This window comes from Mesotoga sp. UBA6090 (genome assembly GCF_002435945.1).
Classification (GTDB): domain Bacteria; phylum Thermotogota; class Thermotogae; order Petrotogales; family Kosmotogaceae; genus Mesotoga.
This window is the reverse complement of sequence record NZ_DIXC01000005.1, coordinates 1-21,204: the sequence shown is the minus strand read 5'-3', so window position 1 is coordinate 21,204 and position 21,204 is coordinate 1. Positions and strand designations below refer to the sequence as shown.

General features: G+C 45.2%; 24 protein-coding genes. 4 read left to right on the top strand and 20 right to left on the bottom strand.

Annotated features, from left to right (window positions below; genetic code table 11):
• Nucleotides 1-414: 414 nt before the first annotated feature.
• The 16 genes from B3K42_RS01175 to B3K42_RS01100 form a co-directional block, all read right to left on the bottom strand.
• Nucleotides 415-1,524, bottom strand: a complete 1,110-nt coding sequence (locus B3K42_RS01175) for a deoxyguanosinetriphosphate triphosphohydrolase family protein (protein ID WP_110990936.1) — start codon at nucleotides 1,522-1,524, stop codon at nucleotides 415-417.
• Nucleotides 1,525-1,728: 204 nt separating this feature from the next.
• Nucleotides 1,729-2,367: an HAD family hydrolase gene (locus tag B3K42_RS01170; protein ID WP_220026638.1), complete on the bottom strand. Its 639-nt coding sequence runs from the start codon at nucleotides 2,365-2,367 to the stop codon at nucleotides 1,729-1,731.
• Nucleotides 2,360-3,235 (bottom strand): NAD-dependent epimerase/dehydratase family protein, encoded by an 876-nt coding sequence (locus tag B3K42_RS01165; protein WP_110990934.1) that lies wholly within the window; start codon nucleotides 3,233-3,235, stop codon nucleotides 2,360-2,362. Before B3K42_RS01165 ends, B3K42_RS01170 begins: the two co-directional genes overlap by 8 nt.
• A gap of 4 nt (nucleotides 3,236-3,239) precedes the next feature.
• Nucleotides 3,240-4,295: a carboxylate--amine ligase gene (locus B3K42_RS01160; RefSeq protein WP_110990933.1), complete on the bottom strand. Its 1,056-nt coding sequence runs from the start codon at nucleotides 4,293-4,295 to the stop codon at nucleotides 3,240-3,242.
• Nucleotides 4,296-4,383: 88 nt separating this feature from the next.
• Nucleotides 4,384-5,001, bottom strand: coding sequence for an acyltransferase (locus B3K42_RS01155; protein WP_110990932.1), 618 nt, complete (start codon nucleotides 4,999-5,001; stop codon nucleotides 4,384-4,386).
• 4 nt (nucleotides 5,002-5,005) lie between these two features.
• Complete coding sequence (gene rfbB / locus B3K42_RS01150) at nucleotides 5,006-6,208, bottom strand: dTDP-glucose 4,6-dehydratase (protein WP_110990931.1); 1,203 nt, start codon at nucleotides 6,206-6,208, stop codon at nucleotides 5,006-5,008.
• A complete protein-coding gene (locus B3K42_RS01145) occupies nucleotides 6,205-7,635 on the bottom strand; it encodes a lipopolysaccharide biosynthesis protein (protein ID WP_110990930.1) in 1,431 nt (476 codons plus the stop codon). The genes rfbB and B3K42_RS01145 overlap by 4 nt, the downstream gene beginning before the upstream one ends.
• Nucleotides 7,632-8,381, bottom strand: coding sequence for a sugar phosphate nucleotidyltransferase (locus B3K42_RS01140; protein WP_110990929.1), 750 nt, complete (start codon nucleotides 8,379-8,381; stop codon nucleotides 7,632-7,634). Before B3K42_RS01140 ends, B3K42_RS01145 begins: the two co-directional genes overlap by 4 nt.
• Nucleotides 8,378-9,484, bottom strand: coding sequence for a DegT/DnrJ/EryC1/StrS family aminotransferase (locus B3K42_RS01135; RefSeq protein WP_110990928.1), 1,107 nt, complete (start codon nucleotides 9,482-9,484; stop codon nucleotides 8,378-8,380). Before B3K42_RS01135 ends, B3K42_RS01140 begins: the two co-directional genes overlap by 4 nt.
• Nucleotides 9,481-9,897 (bottom strand): sugar 3,4-ketoisomerase, encoded by a 417-nt coding sequence (locus tag B3K42_RS01130; protein ID WP_110990927.1) that lies wholly within the window; start codon nucleotides 9,895-9,897, stop codon nucleotides 9,481-9,483. The genes B3K42_RS01135 and B3K42_RS01130 overlap by 4 nt, the downstream gene beginning before the upstream one ends.
• Before the next feature lie 580 nt (nucleotides 9,898-10,477).
• Entirely contained in the window at nucleotides 10,478-11,239 is a 762-nt protein-coding gene (locus B3K42_RS01125; protein WP_110990926.1) for a DnaB-like helicase C-terminal domain-containing protein, read from the bottom strand.
• Nucleotides 11,240-11,618: 379 nt separating this feature from the next.
• Nucleotides 11,619-12,371: a hypothetical protein gene (locus B3K42_RS01120; RefSeq protein ID WP_110990925.1), complete on the bottom strand. Its 753-nt coding sequence runs from the start codon at nucleotides 12,369-12,371 to the stop codon at nucleotides 11,619-11,621.
• Nucleotides 12,372-12,416: 45 nt separating this feature from the next.
• On the bottom strand, nucleotides 12,417-13,460 hold the full coding sequence (locus B3K42_RS01115) for a helix-turn-helix domain-containing protein (protein ID WP_181419109.1): 1,044 nt from the start codon (nucleotides 13,458-13,460) through the stop codon (nucleotides 12,417-12,419).
• A gap of 98 nt (nucleotides 13,461-13,558) precedes the next feature.
• Nucleotides 13,559-13,927, bottom strand: coding sequence for a four helix bundle protein (locus tag B3K42_RS01110; protein ID WP_220026636.1), 369 nt, complete (start codon nucleotides 13,925-13,927; stop codon nucleotides 13,559-13,561).
• An 86-nt stretch (nucleotides 13,928-14,013) separates the two neighbouring features.
• Nucleotides 14,014-14,550, bottom strand: a complete 537-nt coding sequence (locus tag B3K42_RS01105; protein ID WP_110990923.1) for a hypothetical protein — start codon at nucleotides 14,548-14,550, stop codon at nucleotides 14,014-14,016.
• Nucleotides 14,528-15,631 carry a hypothetical protein gene (locus B3K42_RS01100; RefSeq protein ID WP_181419107.1) on the bottom strand — a complete coding sequence of 368 codons (1,104 nt, stop codon included), beginning with the start codon at nucleotides 15,629-15,631 and terminating at the stop codon, nucleotides 14,528-14,530. Before B3K42_RS01100 ends, B3K42_RS01105 begins: the two co-directional genes overlap by 23 nt.
• 288 nt (nucleotides 15,632-15,919) lie before the next feature.
• On the opposite strand from B3K42_RS01100, the gene B3K42_RS01095 reads away from it, so the two are divergent.
• Nucleotides 15,920-16,285 (top strand): four helix bundle protein, encoded by a 366-nt coding sequence (locus B3K42_RS01095; RefSeq protein WP_110990922.1) that lies wholly within the window; start codon nucleotides 15,920-15,922, stop codon nucleotides 16,283-16,285.
• Between the two features lie 84 nt (nucleotides 16,286-16,369).
• Here the strand turns inward: B3K42_RS01095 and B3K42_RS01090 are convergent, their stop codons facing one another.
• The 3 genes from B3K42_RS01090 to B3K42_RS01080 form a co-directional block, all read right to left on the bottom strand.
• Entirely contained in the window at nucleotides 16,370-17,803 is a 1,434-nt protein-coding gene (locus B3K42_RS01090) for a PD-(D/E)XK nuclease family protein (RefSeq protein ID WP_110990921.1), read from the bottom strand.
• Between the two features lie 257 nt (nucleotides 17,804-18,060).
• Complete coding sequence (locus tag B3K42_RS01085; RefSeq protein ID WP_110990920.1) at nucleotides 18,061-18,387, bottom strand: hypothetical protein; 327 nt, start codon at nucleotides 18,385-18,387, stop codon at nucleotides 18,061-18,063.
• Nucleotides 18,380-18,688, bottom strand: coding sequence for a helix-turn-helix transcriptional regulator (locus B3K42_RS01080; RefSeq protein WP_110990919.1), 309 nt, complete (start codon nucleotides 18,686-18,688; stop codon nucleotides 18,380-18,382). Before B3K42_RS01080 ends, B3K42_RS01085 begins: the two co-directional genes overlap by 8 nt.
• Before the next feature lie 809 nt (nucleotides 18,689-19,497).
• Between B3K42_RS01080 and B3K42_RS01075 the strand changes: the two genes are divergently transcribed.
• Nucleotides 19,498-19,734 (top strand): DUF1659 domain-containing protein, encoded by a 237-nt coding sequence (locus B3K42_RS01075; protein ID WP_006486402.1) that lies wholly within the window; start codon nucleotides 19,498-19,500, stop codon nucleotides 19,732-19,734.
• 202 nt (nucleotides 19,735-19,936) lie between these two features.
• Complete coding sequence (locus tag B3K42_RS01070) at nucleotides 19,937-20,146, top strand: DUF2922 family protein (protein WP_006486403.1); 210 nt, start codon at nucleotides 19,937-19,939, stop codon at nucleotides 20,144-20,146.
• Between the two features lie 55 nt (nucleotides 20,147-20,201).
• Here the strand turns inward: B3K42_RS01070 and B3K42_RS01065 are convergent, their stop codons facing one another.
• Nucleotides 20,202-20,567, bottom strand: a complete 366-nt coding sequence (locus tag B3K42_RS01065) for a four helix bundle protein (RefSeq protein ID WP_110990918.1) — start codon at nucleotides 20,565-20,567, stop codon at nucleotides 20,202-20,204.
• Nucleotides 20,568-20,676: 109 nt separating this feature from the next.
• Between B3K42_RS01065 and B3K42_RS01060 the strand changes: the two genes are divergently transcribed.
• Nucleotides 20,677-20,919, top strand: a complete 243-nt coding sequence (locus B3K42_RS01060) for a hypothetical protein (protein ID WP_006486405.1) — start codon at nucleotides 20,677-20,679, stop codon at nucleotides 20,917-20,919.
• Nucleotides 20,920-21,204 lie beyond the last annotated feature (285 nt).

Below are 21,204 nucleotides of genomic sequence, written 5' to 3'. Positions count from 1 at the left end.
CAAAAGCTTCTGGCTCTCGAACGAAGTGCAACGTTACTGTAATGTTAATAATGGAGTCTGTCCCGAAAAACTCCAGTAACCAAACGGTTCGGAAAAGAATGATTTCTCTTAACTCCACATCTTGGTTTGCACTTTCTGCAGATCTCGAACAGCTTAACTCCTTAACAGTCAGCCAACCGTTTCTCTCAGGTCAAGTGATTTTACGTGTTCACAATCTAACAGAATTATTCCTTTTTTGAGTTGCCTAAGCATGCTTATTGCAGAGGTGACTTCTCATGGAAAGGTTAGATTGTCATTTACGTTGACTGTTTTCATGAATCCTAGTTTCAGTCCTTCCGCGTGATCACTTATCAAGGTATCATCAATGATATACCTCTCCATCTCCCCCTCCTTTGGTTTCTAGTCAATTAGTTCTCATCTCACAAACTCTATGGGCTTAGGCAATGTGATTTCTTCGAATGTTTTGAGAGCATAATCATCAGTCATACCTGCTATGTAATCAACAACTACTCTTGTAGCATTGAACGACTCCAGCGTATATGCACTTTGCCTTCTTTCGATATAGTCGCCAATTCGCTGCGCCGGTTTATCAGAAGCATTTTTGTACATACTGAAGTTCATCTGATACTCAGTAACATGATGCAGATAGTAGTAAAACAGATTTTCAATGATCTTCTCAACGTACTCTATATAGGAGAGGAGTTTCTGATGTTTATAAATCTTTTTGTAGTTGAAGTCCTTCAACTCCTTTATCAGGGCGACCTTCTGATCTGACAACCCAATTAGGCCGTTTCTCTCCGACCACGTCACTAAATCAGTAACAAAGGCATTTATGATTTCTCCGTTCTTACTACCGAGTGCATCCCGTATGTTCTGAGGGACATCCTCAATCTTAATTATCCCGGGAGTAATTGCATCCTCAATATCACGGCCAAGATAGGCGATCTTATCGGAAAACCTAACAACGCAACCTTCATATGGCGTTGGAATCGTACTCTTCTTCTGAATCTCATCAAGATTTTTCACAGATGAACACGGTTCAAGGCTTCTATCATCTTCTTCACCGCAGTGCGAGACGATCCCGTCTCTGACAGCATAAGTTAGATTGAGGCCTTTCCCATCGTTTTCAATCCGATCCAATACCCTAAGGCTTTGAATCTCATGGAAGAAGCCTCCACAACCGGACGCCAGTTCACTAAGTTTCTTCTCTCCCGCATGCCCAAATGGAGCATGGCCAATGTCATGTCCAAGTGCGATCGCCTGCGCCATCTCTACGTCAAGTCGCAAAGCTCTGCAAATTACTGAGGCTATAGTCGATACATGCAGCGAATGCTCAATTCGAGTGCATACGTGATCGTTTTGAGGAGAGAAGAAAACCTGCGTTTTCTTCTTCATTCTTCTGAAAGCCATACAGTGGATAATCGCAGTTTGATCCCGGAAATACGGACCTCTAATGTCTTCTTCACGATTTTGAATCCTTGTCTTGTAGAAATCGTCATATAAAGGATTCTGAAAACCAGCCATACCAATCCCCCTTTTGTGCTGTGTTTTCAACTCCCGCTTCTAGGAAACTTCTAGTCAGATCTGGTCCCCCACAAGTATACTTAACAACTCACAATATAGTAATCTCATGTTGCCATGTTACTTTGAAACCAAGTGTGACAATTGCTTATCTTCGCCTACCTAATGAGAATCCTGCAAGCAACCCCAGAGCTAACTCTGAATGACTCACTGTTCTTTGCGAATTGCTTTTTTACCAATTATCTCGAGAAGATCCTTGAAATCATCTACAAGATACTCTGGATTGAGAGCCGAAAGAAAACTGCGTGATCTCATCCCCCAGGATACGGAGACACATGAAATGCGTGCTCGTCTTGCAGCAACTATTTCTGCTTCGGTATCGCCTACAATAATACATGTAGATTCGAGATCCTGAGAATTCAAAAAAGCAGCCTTGTCACTTTCAACAAAAATCTCTGAGAAATACTCCCTTATGAAATAATTGTCAATTTGTCTTTGTAGTAGATCAGATCTCCGGCGCGAAGTAAGTAAGAATAATTTCAGTTCTAATTCTGAAAAAGCACTAAGAAGCTCTAATGACCAACCATAAAGCCTGTCCAGTAATAAGCAGGATTCCATTTCTATGAAGGACAGAACATAATTATCAAACATATCGACTGCAGAGACTTCTATTCCGCTTCGAAAAAGCAGAGCAGATTTTTCAATCCCGTTTCGCTTATTCAGAAGAAAACCCTGGTAATCAATAGGAATTCCACCAAGTCTTTTGGTAGCCATGGAGTATGATTCATACGCCCTCAAGGAAGAGTCGTTTATTGTACCATCGAAATCCAAGAAAAGGCTAATCAATTGTCTGGACAAGCCCTTTTGATAGTTCAGTGAATTGAAATGATTTTACAAACCTCTTCAGACATTGGTTGTTAAATCTTATTGATTTTGGAGGATTCTCGACATCTAAAGTTTCCACAACCTCATCAAAATTGACGCCAAGTCTCGAACAAATCATAGCAAGTGTTTCTGATATTGAGTGATCACTTCCTGAAACAACGTTCACAATCCCAGTGGCCTCACCAACAGATAGTTTTACCACCAAGGAAGCAACATCCTCTACAAATATGTAGTCGCGAGTGTATGAGCCATCTCCGTACATTTTGATTTTCTGTCCAGATTTAATCCTCTTAATTGCGGTTTGGATGAGTTTTTCCGAACGATCTCCAGGACCATATACATTGCCTAATCTAGCTACTAAAAGATTTTCTTCTGCATAAGCTATTCTACACACTTCCTCCCCAAGGTATTTTGTTGCTGAATAGACTCCTTGAGGTTTTGAGCAACGGTTTTCATCAATACGTCTTTCAAAAGAGTTTTCTCCATAAACATCAACCGTACTAACATAAATTAGTCTATTGGTCTTTACATGGTTGATCAAATTGAAAGTGCCATAAACATTTGTATCGAAGTAGTCTTTGTCCGGAGTAGCATCATTATGGGTTTTTCTTATTCTTCCTGCCGAGTGAATTAGAACATCTAGTCGCCTATCAAAAGACTCAGATGAAGTAACAAGATCAAAGCGAAAATGTTTAAGCTTTGATGAAGTACAATCCAGAATCGGTTGTCTACCTATGAGATAGATCTCATCTATTGATTGATCATTGATAAGTAGTCTGAGTATTCTTGAGCCAACAAATCCAGAATAACCTGTTATCCCAATTATCATGTCTTCACCGTCTTTCCACTAGGTCAATTCTATCGAGATCAACTAGCACTGGTTCCAAATCCATTCCTCTTAGCCAGCATTTTCCAGGTGTTAGCGGATTCACCTTTTTTCGCGGCAACATACTTGTATCCAGTTTCCCCAGTCCTGTCATAGTGAAAATATACGGCATATTCAGACCCATTCTTTCAAAAAAATCAATGGTGGTGAAAAACCTACCAATGTTTATCTCCGTAGGATTAGGGATTCCTTCATTGTCGTAGGTCATATCAACTGAAAAAATACCATTAGGTCTATCATCTATTGAAAGTATCGCTTTGAGAGCAATATCATCTACTATGGAATCATCACAAGTCACTGCGGCGCCTGTGATACCAGTAACACCTGACAAAGTTCGATTTGCGAATGCCCAAAACAGTCTCTTTCTTGTCTGAGCAACAAGAAGCTCCCCATTGAGCCATATTGATGACCATGTGATACTGTCAGGAGTAAGAAGCTCTGCGGCAGTGAATTTGCCCCACCCATTGAACTGATTAATCCAAGCTTCTGCAAAAGAAATATTGTTGGTTGGAAGTGCTCCGTATCCTCCTCCGCCTTCTCTTGCTCTTAACCAAACATTGCCTCCGAAATCTCCGAAAGCTTTCTCCAGATCTTCATAATCGCTAACTAGAATAGTATTGGGTACTTTGATTCCTGCTGCTTGCCAAATAGCAGCAGATCTCCCTTTGTCAACGCATGAGTTCACAGTCTTTTGGGAAGGCCACAAATACCTTATACCCAAATCATCAAGCCTATTACGATTATCGGAGAGAGTCTGGACCTCAAAATCGTGACTTGGATAAGCAAAATCTGGTTTAGTCTTATCGAGAATCTCTTGAAAAGCCTCGAAATAGCTATTGTCTCTTGCTGGAGGAAGATAATAGCTTTCATCTGCTAGTGACTTGAATACGTCGTATTTATTACTAGTAGTACCAATAACATAGAAACCTCCAACCTTCTTCAAGCACTTTATATAGTTATTTGCAGGAGTTCCCCCTGCCCCTCCAACCAGGATTCTGTACATTTCAAGACTACCTCCCTTATTGAATCATGTTTTCTGTTTGAAAGTACTAGCTACAAATCAACAAATAAGTTCCGGTGGCGCTGATGTTTCAAATCTCTTCAACAATCCTCGCAGGATTGCCTGCTATTACCACGTTTGATGGGAACTTGCCTCCGGCCACAACTGCACCGGCACCAATGACGGAATTGTCACCAATTTCAGTTCCCTTTAGTATTATTACATTATTTCCAATCCACACGTTTCTACCAATAACTATTGGCTTTACCTTTCCGACTGAGTTTCTCCTTTCAGAAGGGGCTAAACCATGTGCATCAAAATCAATCATCTGAACGTCTTTTCCAATGAGGCTATCACTTCCAACTTCGATTCTTTCGGCACAGATAATCAGTAATCCGTTGTTTGAAGCGACATTTTCACCGATCGTTATTTCCGCCTCTTTGAAGCGTGCTTGTATTTCGCAATAGTTGTGAAAATACTTTCCGCCGACATCGACTCCGAATGATGTACTTGAACCGACTTTAATGCTCCCTTTCCCCGTAAACAGTGTTTTCTGATAAAAGCTAATACGTTCGCCTAAATCAAGCCTTGCACCACTTCTTCTGGCAGATCTCTTCGCTTTAGTTTTATTAAGTGCACTTCTGATTCTGTTTTGTAGTACTTTTAGAGCAAGCCTAGGATTTCTGATAGCTTTCATCAGCTTTGACAAGGTTTTATCTCTCCTTATACCATCTACTCATAAACTCCCTGTACTCTTTGTCGTGGTCAAGGATCTTCTGCCACCATTCCTGGTTGTTGAGATACCAATCTATAGTTTCTTTCAGATTGCTCTCAAAATCTTTCTCAGGAGAGTAGCCAAGCTCTTTTCTCAGTTTATTGTCATCAAGAGAATACCTTACGTCATGACCTGGTCTGTCCTTTACATAGTTTATCAGTTCCGTACTCTTACCCAGTCTTTGGAGGATTGTGTTTACCATGAATATGTTCTCTCTCTCGTTTCTCCCGGCAATATTGTAGACCTCTCCTGCGGGAGCCTTTTCCAGAACAGTCTCTATCGCTCTGGCCGTATCTTTCACGAACAACCAATCTCTGACCTGTTTTCCATCTCCGTAAACCGGTAGCTTTTCACCTCTCAAAGCTTTAATTATCATTACGGGTATAAGTTTCTCCGGGTATTGGTTCGGTCCGAAGTTGTTCGATGGCCTCACTATGTTAACAGGTAAACCATAAGTCTGGTTATATGCGTAAACGAGCCTATCAGCTGCAGCCTTGCTTGCCGAATATGGGTTTCTAGGATTTATGGGGTCTTTCTCCGAGAAGCTATGTTCGGAGGCCACCCCATATACTTCATCGGTAGAGACGTGCAAGAACCTCTTCAGATCTGGGTTATTTCTTGAGGCTTCAAGCAGAACGTAAGTTCCATACACATCGGTCTTTATAAATTGATCTGGGTTGAGTATCGATCTATCTACATGGGTTTCGGCCGCGAAATTCACCACCGTATCGCACAAAGGCATGAGCTGTTCAACGATATTCTTGTCCTCAACACTTCCCACAACCAGTTCAAGCCGGTTTCTTGCTAAGGTGTCTTCTAAGAAGCGGTTTAATTCATTGACCGGTGTCTGGTTATGCGCAAAGGTATTGAGTTTGAACTTCAGTCTCTCGAGGTCTTTCGAAGCATCTGATAAAACACCGCTATTACCAAAAAGATCATACTTTATAAGTTCCAGTCTCTCGTGGCTCTCAGGAACGATGATATTACTGTCATTAAGGTGACTGGATAGATTTGCGAGATTCCCGGCATATGTGAGGGAATCCAGAACTATTATCTGCAGCTCTTCTTTTCTTTCAAGAATATGGTTTACAAAGTTACTGCCGATGAAGCCTGCTCCGCCTGTTACTAGCAATCTTTTCATGGAGATCTACCTCTCTTCGCTCTTCCTATCAGCCCTTGCATCTCTTCTCTGTAAAGAAAGAGTATTAACCCCATGCTGAGAAGAGAAACAACAAGCCACGGAAGAAGTGTTTTATTCAAGAGCAATTTGGACAAAACAAAGAACAAGGCTGTAATCGATGCCGAAACGACAAATCTTCTTTGGATCTTCAGTAGATTCATCTTTGTAGTAATAACTGCCATTATGACAACTGAGCTTGAGTAACCGATAAGAGTTGCAATTGAAGCCCCTTCGATCCCTAGAACAGGTATCAAAAGATAGTTGAGTAAGACGTTAAGCCCAGCCCCAATTACTAGAGAGATTGTTACCCAGTAGCTCCTCTTGATAACCAGAAGCTGACTACCGGAAGTCTGAAAGAGCATTAGCAGCAGGGGAGAAAGAAAGAGATACGGGGCAACCTGATATCCAAGAACGTAATCCCCAGCAAAAAAAAGCCGGAAGAGTATCGGGAAAAATGGTATGATGGCGATGGTAATTGCAAATGATATAACTCCAAGATACTCATAAATCTTTGAAATCATTGACGAATGGTCCTTGTCCTTCATAGTGGAGAAAGTAAAATAAGCCCATCCTCCTGAGAATCCGGCAGATATTAACTGACTTACACTTGCTACTTTTGCGCCGACTGCATAGATTCCATTTTGAGATGTTCCCAGTATATTAGAAATCATAACCCTATCGAAAGAATTGAAGATCCAGTAGATAAGGAAAGTAGGCATCAATGGTAAGCCTATCTTGAGCATCTCAAGGGCGAGGGCTCTATTTGCGAACCTGAAACGAAACCATTTCCCGTTCAGCAGCCAGAATATGAAGAGCTTTGACACAACCGAAGCAAATCCACCCATGATAAGCCCGAACAAAGGGTCAACGAAGACGATTAGAGGGATGCTTATTCCGTAACTTACAAGTGGGGTGACAACGCTTAACACTACGTAAACTCTCCTCTTGTTCTGCATTCTAGTTGGGGCAGCGATGACGCTATCCAGAGCTCCAAGTGTTATCTGGACTCCCATCAGTATTACCCAAATATAATACTCGTCTGTTGTGAAAAGTAGATTCGAGAAGCTCTTACTGAAGATAATTACCACAGCGCCGGTGATTATCGAGCTGATTGCTACGACTGAAAGAGCGCTGGAGCAAACCGCAAGTCTGTGGTCGTGCGTATCATCGTCGAAGAACACCCTGAACATTGCGTCATACATTCCAAGCACTGCAAAAGCAGAACCAAAAGAAACTAAGACATGCAGGAGATCAGAAACTCCATAAATCGCAGTATCTGGTATGAGTCTCGTTACTATGGGAACCATCACGACAGGAATGGCTTTCCCAATAATTCCTGTCATACCATATACTAGGAAGTTTTCTATGAAGAGTCTTGCTCGGCTCATTCGGGTTTTTCAATTCCCATCTTCTTGAAGTAATGCTCGTACATGATCTTGTTGGCAACATAGTAGGATTCGAAAGTGCCTGTGTCCATCCATCTGCCCTGAACGAAATCGTACTCTAGTTCACCCAACTCGATATACCTGTTGTTGACGCTGGTTATCTCAAACTCACCTCTTGCAGAAGGCTTTATATGGTCTATCACATCGAAAACGCTTTTGTCATAGATGTAAGCTCCTACAACGGCATAATCGCTCTTCGGGTTCTCTGGTTTTTCCTGTATCTCCACTACCTTATGTTCGTCAAGCGCAGCAACACCGAATCTCTGCGGATCTGAGACTTTGACAAGCAAGACTCTGGCTCCCCTTCCATTCTGCGCATTCTCATAATTCCTGACAAAGTAATCGACAGGCTTCTCAAATACATTGTCACCGAGTACGACAAGAATATTCTCGTCTCCTGCGAATTCTCTTGCAAGTCTCAGTGCGTCTGCAATACCGTTCGCCTCATCCTGGACTTTATACGCAAACCTCAGACCAAAATCGGAACCGCTTCCCAGAAGGTTTACCATATCCCCCATGTGTTCGGTGCTGGTGACAATAAGAACATCTTTAATACCGGCAGCCTGCATATTGTGAATAGGGTTGTAGATCATAGGCTCTGGTCCTACAGGAAGCAGATGTTTATTCAAGGACTTCGTTAACGGATAAAGCCTCGTTCCCTTGCCGCCGGCTAGAATAACACCCCTCATACACTCACCCCTTTGAACATATTTATCTTTTCAATTACATAATCGGCTTCTTCATCACTCATACCGTTATATAGTGGCAGGCTAAGAATACTGTCTGCGTAGTTCTCGGATATTGGGAAGTCTCCCTTGTTGTGTCCGAATCGGCTATAAGCTCCCGAAAGATGAGGAGGAACGGGATAATGTATTTGGGTCCCTATTCCGTTGTCAGATAAATGTCTCTGTAGTTCATCTCTCTGATTGCACTTGATCACGAAGAGATGCCACACATGCTTGAAGCCCTCTTTGATCTTCGGCAGTTCTATAAGGGGATTGGTGATCTCTTCCAGATACTTCTCGGCTACTCTTCTTCTATCATCTTCGAGCTCTGTCATATGTATTAGCTTCGCGCTCAACAGCGCAGCCTGAATCTCATCAAGCCTGGAATTGACGCCTTCGATCTCATGGTAGTATTTCTTGATACTTCCGTAGTTTCTTAGGAGGCGGACCCTCTCTGCCAGTTCGTCGCTGTTAGTTACGATCGCCCCGCCATCTCCAAAGGCTCCGAGATTCTTTGTCGGAAAGAAACTGAAGCAGTTTATGTCCCCGAAGGTCCCGATATTCTTTCCGTCGAGCGTAGCTCCATGTGCCTGAGCACAGTCTTCGACGACAAAGAGATTGTGTTTCTTGGCAATCGGCATTATCTCTTCCATTCTTGCTGGCTGACCGTAGAGATGTACTGGAAGGATCGCCTTCGTTCTTTCCGTAATCGCCTCTTCTATCCTCGCTGGATCGATGTTGTAGAATTCGTCCGGTTCGACAAAGATTGGCGCGGCTCCGTTCTCAGTTACTCCAAGAACCGAGGCGATATAGGTATTGGCCGGAACAATAACTTCATCACCCTCGGAAATGCCAAGTGCTCTGAAGGCGAGAATGAGAGCATCCAAGCCTGAATTTAGACCAACACAATGCTGAACGCCAACGTAATCGGCAAACTCCCGCTCGAACTGACTCACCTTCTCTCCGAGCACATACCAGCCCGAATCGAGAGCTTCAAGAGCTGCTCTATCATATTCCTCTTTGAACATGAGATACTGAGGTCTGAGAACATTGAAAGGTACTTTCATCTCTTCCAGTAACCCTCCTTCACAAGTCTGATAAACTCATCGTAATCACGGATATAATCAGACTCATCGTAGTATTCGGAAGCAAGAACCAGCAAGATACTGTCATCTTTTAACCACTCCATAGTATGCCATATGCCAGGACCAACATACAGTCCTTTCGCAGGATCATCCAGGACAGTGCATTCTTTCTTCTCCCCATCATCGCACATAATCTCGATCGCTCCGTAAACGCATATCAACAACTGCTCCAAGGCCTTATGCGCATGATGGCCACGAATGATTCCTTCTTTCACACCATACGTATAATAAACACGCTTGAAACCAAAAGGGATGTCCTTGTTAGCTTCGAAGAAGACGAGAGTACCGTCTTCGGGATTCTTGGTCTTCCTTTCATTTAACGAATATTGCTGCATCTAGCACCTCATCAAATAGCCGAAATTGAACGAACAGCAAACCTAGCAGTCATTTTCTGATTTGCACATCTATTAAGTCTCACTGCTGGCAAACAGATTGAAATAACTCAGAAAACGACTTGATTTAGAATACTTAGAGTTAACCTTGCGATTTCGAATTCGGGAATAGATTACAGTCTTATACATTCAATAATACTACTAGAACCATAAAAACTGTTAATTCCCTCTTGAGCATCTTAATTATGATTCACTGAGAATTCTCTGTGGGAATTTTCTTCGAATACGAATCTTTTAATTGCTTTCAAGTAGCTATTCGGGCGAATCCATTACTTGCGGATTAGAAGAGTTTCCTGTCAAACAAGAAGGCAGGAAGGGTGTCTCTTCCTTCCTGCCGTTAGGGTGTGTAGTGCAGTTCCAAGTTCGATGTTGCAAGTTGCATCAAAAGCATAGTTGACCGTCAAAGGTCCTCCGTCCGCCGAAAAGAACCAAAGAGGTCATCAATGATTCACTTTGGAAGAAGATATCATGATGCAATTGATCGCCGTTTTCCCGGAAAGACTGGCGGTCGCTGAAGAACCCTCTACCTAGCTATTGATTCTTGCTCTTCTTTCATCAGCATCGCCCTTTCCCAGTCGAAGTTAAGGACTGTCTCGCGGTTCACGGGCTTTCCCCTGTCTCTCGAGACTATGACCCTCAGCTCTTCTTTCGGCGCATTGTCTTCGTAGGAGTGCTCGTGATGAAGCATGATTATCGTATCCGCGCAAGTGTTTATCTCTTCAAAGTCATGAAAGTCCTTCTCTTGAGGAAGATTGCCTGGATTGTTCATTACCGTTCTTTTTAGCTGGCTTGCAATAACGATCGGCATTTGGAGAAACGTGGCCAACTCCTTGAACCACTTGAGTTCGCCCTCTCTTTCGCGAATGAGCTGAAGGTAGTCGACAAAGCAGATATCGTATCTGAAAAAGCACTTCAGATCGTCGATCGCATATGCGACCTTGTCAATAGTCTCGCCCCACTCTCTAAGGTCTAAGAAGAAGAGGGGTATGCTTCTTAACTTCTCTCTGTATCGGGAGCGCATTGCAAAATATTCGTCTTCTCCGTCCTTCAGTAAATCCTCTGAATAACGATGCCTTTGGAGAAGCCTTTCTTCTAGATTGTCCTTGCTTCTGTCTAGGGTTGCATAGGCAGTCCTCATTCCTTTTCTCGTGAATTCATATGCCATGTTCAGCATGAGCGTAGTCTTTCCCTGAGAGGGTCTCGAACCTATCACGACAAGATCCGTTTCTCTCATAGGTTGAAGAATATCGTTCAGTTTATCTATCGGCCACCTGTATTCAGACATTTAATTCACCTCCGTAAGTGTCTTTGTTTTTTTCTGTTTTTCATAGCTTCTTAGCGGATCTCTGCAATCTCACGAGCAAAGAAAGCTCTTTTGCTAAGGTAGTGCTCCCTCTTGTTGATCTGATCTGGACAAAGGACGAGTCCGCTTTTCTAGGCGGAAGCCCGGGGGTTCTTTGAATGATCCCCACAGCGGACGGCATCCTTTTCAAAGCACTCAGCTGCTCCTTTATGGCTCTTTTCTCAGCTGGTTTTTCGTTTCCCTAGCGCTCAGCGGGTCCTTGATCTTCCACCGGCGCTTTTTGCGGATCTATCCAGCTGGTTTTTCGTTTCCCTAGCGCACAGCCTTCATCGGCTCTATGGTTTTCACAGCGTTTCCTTCATCACTCAGCCGATCTCCTGGCATTCTGCTGTTCCTTCGCCCCTTTCCTGCTGTGGAAATACTTCATTGATTTCTTCGTCCATTCCATAATCTCTTCATTCACTTCGTAGATATCGTTGAGCTCCTCAGCATCCCCGATCTCTTCCGCGTAAGCCTTTGTTATCTTTCCTCTCAGGGTCGCTTCATAGCGGCGGACATCCAGAAGAGCCGCAGCGCGAAACATCTTTATGCTCTCTTCGACTTTGTCTATCATCTTCAGCGCTTTCGCAACGAGAAGGTAATTCTCCGCTTCGAAAGGATCGAGAAGAAGCGCTCTCTGAAGCCACGCAAGGGCGTCCAGCGGTCTGTTTAGTTCGAGGTAGAGCTCACTCATTTCCCTTAACGCATTGCGGTCGTCGTTATCATATGAGAGAGCGAGCCTGTACATCATCTCGCTCTTGTTCGGAAGGTTCAGCTTCCTGTATACTCTGGCGAGATCCTTCACGCTTCTCATGTCGTCGGGCCATCTCCTGTAACACTCCTCGAAGAGCCGCCTGGCTATGTGAAGATCACCGAAATCCTCGGCTATCCTGCCGAGCACGAGGTATTCGCAGTCATACTTGAACTCGTCTAGGGGCTCCTCTTCAAGCTCCCAGTTCGGATCTTCTCTCAAGCCTATTTCCGTAATAGTCTTGAGATAGAGCTCCTTCGCCTTTTCCGTTTCTTCGAGAAACTGGTGCCTCCTTATTTCATTCAGTCTCATAATCATCATCATATTTTTCACCTCTCTTATTCTTTGTTCTTCTAACCATCACAGGGATCAGAGCCGAGCACCGGCGCTCTCTTCTTCGAATTCATCATTTGGGGAGTCTTCATCCTGCAGATTATTCGAAGATGCTAGAAACTCCCTCTGCCTCCTAAGGATTTCTCCAAAGGAAGCTCCTTCACGGTATTGATTCTTCCTTTCGGCTTCGAGTCTGTCGGCGTTCTTTCGTATTAGCTCGACGGCTTCGATCAGATCCTCTGTCTTGGAGGAGTCCCCCAGGTTGTCATAGATCACCTTCGTCGTAACATCGGCCACTTTAGGGATCTCCATGGAGAAGTTCAGCATGATCCCGGCAAGGAAGTTCTGCCTGCTTGCCGAAGGCCTCTCCATCTTCGAGAGGGCCTTGCTCAGCTGGAAGTATCCCGTCGGGTCGAGCGGATGGTCTCTCGTGAGTTTGTCGAACCAGAAGTAGGCCTCGGTAAGCTTCTCTTCGCTGAAGGCCATCTCTCCCAACCGGAGTGTAGCCCAGAAATGCTTCGGGTCCATTTTCAGAACCCATCTGTAATCTCCTGCGGCCTCTTCGAGCCTTCCCATAGATTTCTTTATGTCCCCCATGGAACAGAAGCCGCAGGTTTCATCCTGGTTTCTCTCGCAGAATTTTTTCAGCATCTCCAATGCCTTTTCCCTCTCTCCGAAAAAGGCCGTCAGTCTGGCCGCGTCATACAAGGCATATCCCGAGAGTTTATTTTCGCCTTTCATGAGTTCCAGGTAGAAGGCTCGGGCCTCTTTGAACCTCATGTTTCCTACGTACTTGTTTGTGATCCTTATGAGGTCCTCTTCTCTTGACTTCTTCTTCGTTGAAGAGCTTTTCTTGACGGCGCTATTGAGCTCGGGATCATCCTTCAAGCCGAGAAGAAAATCGATAGAGACATCCAGCGCTTCTGCTATCCTTAGCAGGGTGTAATACCCCGGGAATCTCTCTCCCTGCAGGTATGAAGTGAGTATTGAAGACCAGAGCTGAACCTTCTCAGCCAGCTCGGCTTCAGTCATATTCTTGTCTATCATTCTTTCCTTCAATCTTCTTCCAAATTCTTCCATGTTTGCCTCCTTTAAGATCAGTTGCAAGCATAAGAACCGTTGTACGCTTAAAAGCGGAGAACCCGCTGATCGCTTGAAGAGCGGTCCTCCGTCAGCCGTCATCGGTCCTCCGATTTTTCAAGAGACTTAGAGAGTTTCCAGAGCATACGGTTTATTCTTTCAGCCTTCTCCTCAATCAGATCAAGTTGATTCTCTTTCAAATAGCCAAACTCAGAGGAAATCTCCAGCTGGGCCACTGTCTCGTTCAAGGAACCGCGGGCAAGATAGAGAAAATGGTCAAACTCCTTCTTGTGTTTCCTCCCAGCTCCTTCGGCTATATTCGACATAACTGAAATCGCTGCCCTTCTTAACTGAGCGACAAGACCAAACTTTTCTTCTGAAGGAAAGTATGAAGTCAATTCATACTCATCCTTTGCGAAGGACTTGCTCACTTTCCAGACTTCCAGATTCTTGAAACCAAACGACATTTCAAACCTCCATAATTCTTAAGTGTTTCTCACACAGATTCCTAATTCGGCGGACGGTGGACCGTTGACGGATAACGTGGTTTCCATCAGCACTCAGCGGCTCCTTGAGTGGCTCTCTCCCCCGGCAACACTCCGCCGAAGAGTTTAGAAAGAAGCTCCTTGTTCACTTCCTCTTTCTTTCCGTTAAGTGCCTTGTCATTCTCCCTGAAATCGTATGATTCATATGCCCTTATGAACTGAGCCCTCACTACCCTTCTTGATTCACCTGTCATATCGCATAACTCCTGCCATCCTATTGTCCTTTTCGCGTTCTCGAGCCTTGGATCGTCGTAGAAACGCTCTTCGTAGATTCCGAATTTGTGCACGTCCTCAATGACTATCTGCCAGGCGTCTTCCGCGCTCAATGAATCCTTTGTTTCATCCAGAGCGGCCTTTCTAATCGCGGCAATTGTCGGGGGTCTATGGGTCGTCATGATTAACCTCTGTACAGCGGCTGAAAAGGCCAAATCGGAGATGTCGGAGACCATCTTGTACCAGAGCTCTGCTGCAGGTCTGTCGAGAGTGAATCCGGGGAAGGCCATCTTCAGCATCGCCAATCCCTCAGCGAATGTGCTTCTGTCCATCTGATCCAACCCCCACGAAGTCCCTCAGAACGTCTGCCATCCTGTCGCCCCTGTTGGAGTATCTTCCCTCCAGGACCTTCTCGAAATTAGAGGGCTTCATGAGCCAGTCGAAGTCTGCCCTCCATCTCGTGACTCTCCCGGAGAGAAACTCAGATTCCTCCACCCTGTTGAAGTAGTCTTCCCAGAACCCGATCGAGGGATACTCCTTCCAGCGGGCACGGACGTTTCTCTTCCTAGAACCCGACCATTTCGCCGATTCCTTTGGAGCCGGAAGAGAGGGGCAGAGGTCAATGAAGGCCTGGCGGATCTTCTCATACGGGACGCAAAAGTCGCCCGATCTCCTTTCAAACGTAGAGTCATCCGAAGTGAAAGATGAAGGGTCGTCTTCAGTTTGCGCTTCGAGAGAAGAGGCGACTCCGTTTTCAGCATCCGACTCATCTTTCGCACAGAATGTCGTCTGTTCTTCTCGACCCATTTCTTCTTCTGATTCCTCTTCAACACCAGAAAAAGTTGACAATCCACCGGAAATCCGACTCTCTCCCGTCAGTCTCACTGACGAATTACCGTTAGGTAATTGTGTACTTTTTTCTTTTGTTTTCTTTTGTTTTGTTTTGTTTATATTATTGGGATCAGTCGAGAACGTATCGGGAACGCATCGGGGACGCATCGGGCTCTCATCGCGATCATCCGTGCTTTGGTCGACAGCATTCAATATCACATTCTCTGCCGTTTCCGGAATCTGCTCCTCGGCACGCGTCGGGGTATCCGTCGGGGACGCATCGGGGACGTGTCGGGTATCCATCGGGAACGCGAAAATCGAGTATTTTCCGGGGTTGAATCTGTCGCCCGATTCATAAGATATGAGTCCCGCCTTGCACAATCTTCTTCTCGCTCTTGCGAGCTGTCCCTTTGTGCATCCGTATACGCTCTGAACTATACCGTTCGGAATAACGAAGCTCTCGGGCCATCTCGCGTTGTTCGCGTAGTCGAGAACGAAGAAGTACAGAGAAGTCTCCAGAGAGTTGAACTTATGTATCTTGTTTGCTATCCAGAAGTTGTTGATCAGTTCTATGTAATTCACAGTAAAACCTCCTAAGTAACTGGTAAGCCGTTGCCCGTCCTCCGTTCTCCAGGCAGAACCGCTGCACGCTTAAAAGCGGAAAACCCGCTGATCGCTGGAAAAACCACTTTGCGCTGGCCGTCAAAACACCCGCTGGTTAGGAACCGCTCTTCGCTGAACGCTGTTTGAAAGACACCGCTGAGAACAAACAATGTGCATTATGTCAAAGATTCAGAACAAAGACATTCAAAAATATGCTGTTCGTTTTCCTTAACTATTCGGTGTTACCATAATCGTGGGGGTGAAAACATGACCTATTCGTACGAAAAACTCGACGTTTACAAACTCAGCATGACCTTCGCATATGATGTTTATCAGACTGTCTCTTCATTCCCTGATTATGAAAAGTTTGGTCTTTCTTCTCAGTTGAGGAGAGCCGTAATATCCGTTCCTTCAAATATCGCAGAAGGTTCAGGAAGGCAACACAAAAAGGAATATGCCCAGTTTCTCTTTCTCTCCAAAGGCTCCCTCAGGGAGGTCATAACCCAACTCGAATTGTCAAAGATGCTCGGTTACATAGACCAAGAGACTCATGAAAAACTTCGTGAAACAGCTGATAGACTTCACAGAATGCTCAACCGCCTAATCACCAGCCTGAAAGTCGCACCCGACTAGTGTTCAGCAGCTCTTCTCAGCTTAGAGCGTACAGCCTTCAGCAGCTCTTTTCAGCGTAAAGCGCACAGCGATGAGCGGATCTTCTCAGCGCACAGCGGATCTTTTGAATCTCCTCACCGGCTTCAGCTTTTCTTTCTTCTCATATGCATCTTCGGGAAGATAGTCAACCAGTTCGGAGAGGTTCCTGAAAGTGATGAATTTGAACGGATCTGGGAGCCCCACGACGGTGTCCAGCGCCGCCTCTCTATCCAGAAGCCTTATCTGCGTAGGGGCCTCGTCGCTCGCGTACTCGTAGCCCTGAAGCTCTACCTTTCCTATTCCTTCTTTGTCTATGAATTCATCTGCGAGCTTCTTCATCTTCTTCGCACCTTCTTGAAAGGCAACTGTCTTCTGAAGAGTGCTCTTCAGAGAGCCACTGTCTGTTATCATGAGATCCTCTCCAAGCTTCTCCATTAACGGGCAGAAGGAATGATAAAGGCAGTAAGAACAGTGGTCTCCGGCTTCAGGCGAAAAATCGCTCTGAAGGATCTGGCTTATCCAGGCGTAGAGATTGATCCCCGCCTCTTCGAGGTTTTCCTTTGTCACCTCTTTAGAAATCGAGGCTCCCGCAGAAAGAGAGACCCATTCTATCCTTCCTATGTCGTACCCCTGTCTCGAGAGAGCCCAGGCATAGATAAACAGCCTCTCCCAGTCGGGATCTCCAAAACCTGCCTTGAAGTGGCAGAGGACGAGAGACGGGTTGACCGTCCCCGGTCCTCCGTCCTCCGAAAGACCAAGAAAAGCAGATTCAAGGCTCGTGTTAGCTTCTTCCCCGGGATTAGGAACAAAGAATTCTGCTTCACAGTTCTTCTCGAGGGACGGGTCTGTGCTCTGGGACGAAGGACGAGGGACGTTTGTCCGCTCATCTCTGTAGAGCGCCTGCGCCACTCCCCTAAAAACCACTTCCGGTTCGTCGAAGGGAATTGGATTCGAGAAGCTATCCAGTGCGAAGGGGATATTTAGAGCAACGATCTCTTTGCTCTTGAGGAATTGAACTCCAAACTCTATCTGGTCCAGATCCCTTTTCAGATTTTCTCCAAAGAGGAGAGGAGTAGGAGAATTCCCGAGATAGGAATTGAACATCGCCCTCAGGATAAGGCCGTTGTGTTTCCTGCCCTCTCCCTGCGCTTCGGGAAGTCCTTCGAAATATCGGAGATAGAACCTGTGAGGACATTCGATAAAGGACTTGAGTCTTGAATACGATAGTGGGAACGGGCGACGGTTCTCCGTCAGCCGTTCGTCGCTTTGCGGTTTCTCAAGAGCTAGTTTCTCCGAGAATGCAGAGCCGGTTCTTCCGGGCCTGCACTCTGTTGAAACTGCTTTCCCTTCCGAAGTAATATCACTGTTGCAAAAAGGGTAAACAGAATTAGACCTTTCCCGTTTGAAAGTGGTAGTATTTAGTAGGGTATTTTTGTACCTATTTCTTGAGAGCGGATCTCCTGGCAGAGGTCCGTTCTCGTTTCTTACTGCCGGATTCATGACAAATCACCTTCCTTTCTTGAATTCAGTTCCAAGTTCCAAGTTGTTAGTTGGAAAAAATCGTTGTCCGTTGTCGGTTCGCCGTTCTCCGGGGAACCCGCTGATCGCTGTGAAGATCCGCTTCTCGCTGTGAGATTCAGTTCTCCGTTAACCTTTCACGGCCAACGGCGGATTTTGGCCCCCTCTTCGGGCGAACAGCCGTTCGCCCCTACAGAATCACCTAAGATTGTCATCCCGTGATGCAACTGCACGGGATCTCATCTCTTCCGTCTCGTCCTCTCTCCTAATCTCGTGTCCTTAACTCTCTTTTCGGAGAACGGAGAACCATTCAACGCTGGACCTCGCACCGCGTCAAGATCCTGGCCAGGAGCATTGTCAGATGACGTGAAGGGTCTGTCATCCCGAAGTGTTCCTGTACGGGATCTCATCTCTTCCCTCTCGCGCTCTCTCCTTATCTCGTGGTCCTTAACAAAGAACGAAGAACCTGGACACGAAGTGTCGGAACGAAGACCGCTGGATCTCGCTCTCGTCGTCGTATTCGGCGGACGGTGGACCGTTGACGGTTGACCTTTTTCATCAGTCATTTTGCGCCTCCTTTGTTGTTAGTTCTCTTATGGTGTTCTCATATACGCCTATGTCGTATCCGAGACTGTAGAGATACATGAGATCCTTGTAGCCCGGAAATCTGGAAGTCCTTGTGAAACAGGGAAAGATCCTCTCCACAGGAACCTCCAGGAAACGCGCTAGAGTGTCGGCGTTTCTGAAACCGGGAATTATTCTTCCCAGCTCGACCTCTGAGATATACTTCTGGTCCTTGCCTATCACCTCTCCAAGCTCCCTCTGGCTAAGCTGTCTCATGATTCTCTCATCGCGCAGGTTGCCCATAAATCACCTCCTCTCTGCATGAAATCAGTTCATTCAGAACCCCGTTTTCTGAATGCGACGGCTTTGAAGCCTTAGATATACTTCAAATCATCTCTTCATATTCTTGTGAACAAAATCGGGCAGTTTGAACGGTGTGTTTCCGTAGCTTCAGCTAAACTTGCGCAGATTGTCTCCCGTTCAATCGAAAATTATCATGCTCCTCTACGGGGACAAACCTGAAGATAAGTTCTTGAAGAAAGAAACCCTTAAACAAAGAGAACAAAATATAAAAGCAGTCTTTCTAAAACCATCCATATTTTGAAAAACCTCCATCTACTCCGTTAGTCAATCAAAATCGCTTGTATATATTCTATATCATTCCCATAAACGCTGTCAAGAACTGTTCATGAGCTATTCGGCATTGAGAGACCCGGAGCAATATTTTCAATTGTGGTCTTTTATCCGCGATTATTGCCTACTAAAGCCATTTATTCCATTCATTCGATCTGTTTGAATCTGTTTCTTTTCGAATCGTCTTTTTTCTTTCGTTTTCATGATTTTCGGCATATGAATGCGATAGCTTTCAATCGGGATAAAGGAGCCTTTGCTTCTCTATTTTGATTATACATATCCGCTACTCCAGAGCCAAACTCAGGTGTTTTTCACCTGAGCTTGGTGTTTTTTGATCCTGTGGTATATATTCATTTCACGTGGCCACGAAAAAAAGCAGTTGCAAGTTGTGAGTTCTCAGTTGCAAGAGAAGAAAGATCCAGCTCTTACTTGCATCTTGCGACTTGTAACTTGCAACTGAAAGAAAAGGAGGAATTTTCATGGGACTTGGCACAACTGTAATGGTAGTAGGTACTGAGAAGTCACTCTCGATCACCTGGGATACAGGTGTCATTGAGGACGACAAACCAGTCCTCTCGAGACAGACTCTCAAGGTCGATTCGGCAATGACTGCACAGGAGGCTTATGACGCAGCCTATAACATCGCAGGCCTCACAAACTACATCATCGCCGATATCAAGCTAGTCGAAACCCAGACCCTCGGACCGATTGACTAAAAGACGGATGTACGAGGGTAGAGGATAGAGGTTTGAAGTTCAAAGTCTTCTTACCTCTAAGCAAGTGATGAAACAACGATAGCCGAAGTCCGTCAGCCGTTCACCGATTAGGATCGTAAATGCAATGCCACTGCACTTTGTAGCTTTTTCGGAGGACGGAGGACGGTCAACGGAGAACCGTTACTCGAAAGGAGGAACTCAAATGAGAAACCTGAGCGTTAGATGGTACGATTCAACCGCGAAGAAGTCCAAGGGCTTCTACATAAAGGAGCCCAAAGAGACTCTGACCCAGGCTGAGGTCGAGACTGTGATGGGAAACCTCATAACTCTGAAGGCAATCCCTTCAAGCTATGCGGTGGACTACGCGGCGGTAATCGACACCCAGAAGAATGAGTTGTTTAATTTGATCTAGAACCGTCCATCGTCCAAACCCGAGGACCCGTCCGGCGTCCTTGGCTCCGGGTGGCTCAGCCACCCGGCTTCTTCAGTCTGGAGATCAACCTGTTAAGCATCTTGTGGAGTCTGTTCGCCTGATCTTTTATCTGAATGAAAGTCTCTTCATCAACATATCCAAACATCTTCGAGAGTTCGAGTTGTGTCATTGCTTCTCTCAGAGAGCCCTTTGCCAGGAAGAGAAACTGCACAAACTCCTTATTGTACTGACGGCCTGACCCTTCGGCGATGTTTGAGGGAACGGAGATAACGGCTCTCCTCAACTGTGAAGAAAGACCGAATTTCTCGAAGTCAGGGAAAGTGGAGACAATCTGATAAACGTCGTAGGCAAACTTCATACTAAGCTTATACACATCTAGATTCTGATAAGAATCGGCCATGAAGACCACCTCCAGAGAAATGATAGCTCAAAGATCCAGTCAGTGTCTATCCAAGGACGAGGGACGGGTTCATGATCTTGGACGAAGGACGAAACCAAAGGAGGTAGCCATGGATTTCATACGAGAATTGATTTCGCTAATAAGCGTCTTCTCAAGTTATGTAGAATCTCCCGGCAACGGGCCGGAGAAGAAAGAGAAAGTGAAGCAGATGATAAAGGACGCGCTTCCCGATGAACAATGGAAGATCGATCCAGAATTCTTCGACTTCATCCTGGATGTCTTGATTGACCTTGTCGTCATGTTCCTGAACAAAGGGCTTTGGAAGACGGCGATGAAGGTATTGGTGAAGTAGCAAAATAGCATTCAGAAAACCGAACGACCCATGATTCTCATTTGCCAATAAGAATTCAGGGATTTGTTCTTCACTTCGTACAGATATTTGGTATGATGTGCTTGAGTCATTGTTAGCATCCACTCCTTATCTCCCCTCTATTTGTTTAGCCACAACTAAAGGGTATTCTTTCCCCGGATCGCTGGCAATGACTCTTATGTATTTTTATCTGTCCGTTCTATGTATTTCTATGGCTCTTCCTCAATAAGTAGGAAAAGAGACAAAGAATGCGTAGAATTGAGTAAG

Bases quoted from the DNA above. Each gene is read 5' to 3' on its own strand.
- B3K42_RS01160 (WP_110990933.1), bottom strand. From the start codon at position 4,295: ATGTACAGAATCCTGGTTGGAGGGGCAGGGGGAACTCCTGCAAATAAC.
- B3K42_RS01070 (WP_006486403.1), top strand. From the start codon at position 19,937: ATGAGAAACCTGAGCGTTAGATGGTACGATTCAACCGCGAAGAAGTCC.
- B3K42_RS01125 (WP_110990926.1), bottom strand. From the start codon at position 11,239: ATGTCTGAATACAGGTGGCCGATAGATAAACTGAACGATATTCTTCAA.
- B3K42_RS01120 (WP_110990925.1), bottom strand. From the start codon at position 12,371: ATGATGATGATTATGAGACTGAATGAAATAAGGAGGCACCAGTTTCTC.
- B3K42_RS01175 (WP_110990936.1), bottom strand. From the start codon at position 1,524: ATGGCTGGTTTTCAGAATCCTTTATATGACGATTTCTACAAGACAAGG.
- B3K42_RS01115 (WP_181419109.1), bottom strand. From the start codon at position 13,460: ATGGAAGAATTTGGAAGAAGATTGAAGGAAAGAATGATAGACAAGAAT.
- B3K42_RS01110 (WP_220026636.1), bottom strand. From the start codon at position 13,927: ATGTCGTTTGGTTTCAAGAATCTGGAAGTCTGGAAAGTGAGCAAGTCC.
- B3K42_RS01090 (WP_110990921.1), bottom strand. From the start codon at position 17,803: ATGAATCCGGCAGTAAGAAACGAGAACGGACCTCTGCCAGGAGATCCG.
- B3K42_RS01135 (WP_110990928.1), bottom strand. From the start codon at position 9,484: ATGAAAGTACCTTTCAATGTTCTCAGACCTCAGTATCTCATGTTCAAA.
- B3K42_RS01140 (WP_110990929.1), bottom strand. From the start codon at position 8,381: ATGAGGGGTGTTATTCTAGCCGGCGGCAAGGGAACGAGGCTTTATCCG.
- B3K42_RS01065 (WP_110990918.1), bottom strand. From the start codon at position 20,567: ATGGCCGATTCTTATCAGAATCTAGATGTGTATAAGCTTAGTATGAAG.
- B3K42_RS01075 (WP_006486402.1), top strand. From the start codon at position 19,498: ATGGGACTTGGCACAACTGTAATGGTAGTAGGTACTGAGAAGTCACTC.
- B3K42_RS01130 (WP_110990927.1), bottom strand. From the start codon at position 9,897: ATGCAGCAATATTCGTTAAATGAAAGGAAGACCAAGAATCCCGAAGAC.
- rfbB (WP_110990931.1), bottom strand. From the start codon at position 6,208: ATGAAAAGATTGCTAGTAACAGGCGGAGCAGGCTTCATCGGCAGTAAC.
- B3K42_RS01085 (WP_110990920.1), bottom strand. From the start codon at position 18,387: ATGACTGATGAAAAAGGTCAACCGTCAACGGTCCACCGTCCGCCGAAT.
- B3K42_RS01095 (WP_110990922.1), top strand. From the start codon at position 15,920: ATGACCTATTCGTACGAAAAACTCGACGTTTACAAACTCAGCATGACC.
- B3K42_RS01080 (WP_110990919.1), bottom strand. From the start codon at position 18,688: ATGGGCAACCTGCGCGATGAGAGAATCATGAGACAGCTTAGCCAGAGG.
- B3K42_RS01060 (WP_006486405.1), top strand. From the start codon at position 20,677: ATGGATTTCATACGAGAATTGATTTCGCTAATAAGCGTCTTCTCAAGT.
- B3K42_RS01145 (WP_110990930.1), bottom strand. From the start codon at position 7,635: ATGAGCCGAGCAAGACTCTTCATAGAAAACTTCCTAGTATATGGTATG.
- B3K42_RS01165 (WP_110990934.1), bottom strand. From the start codon at position 3,235: ATGATAATTGGGATAACAGGTTATTCTGGATTTGTTGGCTCAAGAATA.
- B3K42_RS01105 (WP_110990923.1), bottom strand. From the start codon at position 14,550: ATGGACAGAAGCACATTCGCTGAGGGATTGGCGATGCTGAAGATGGCC.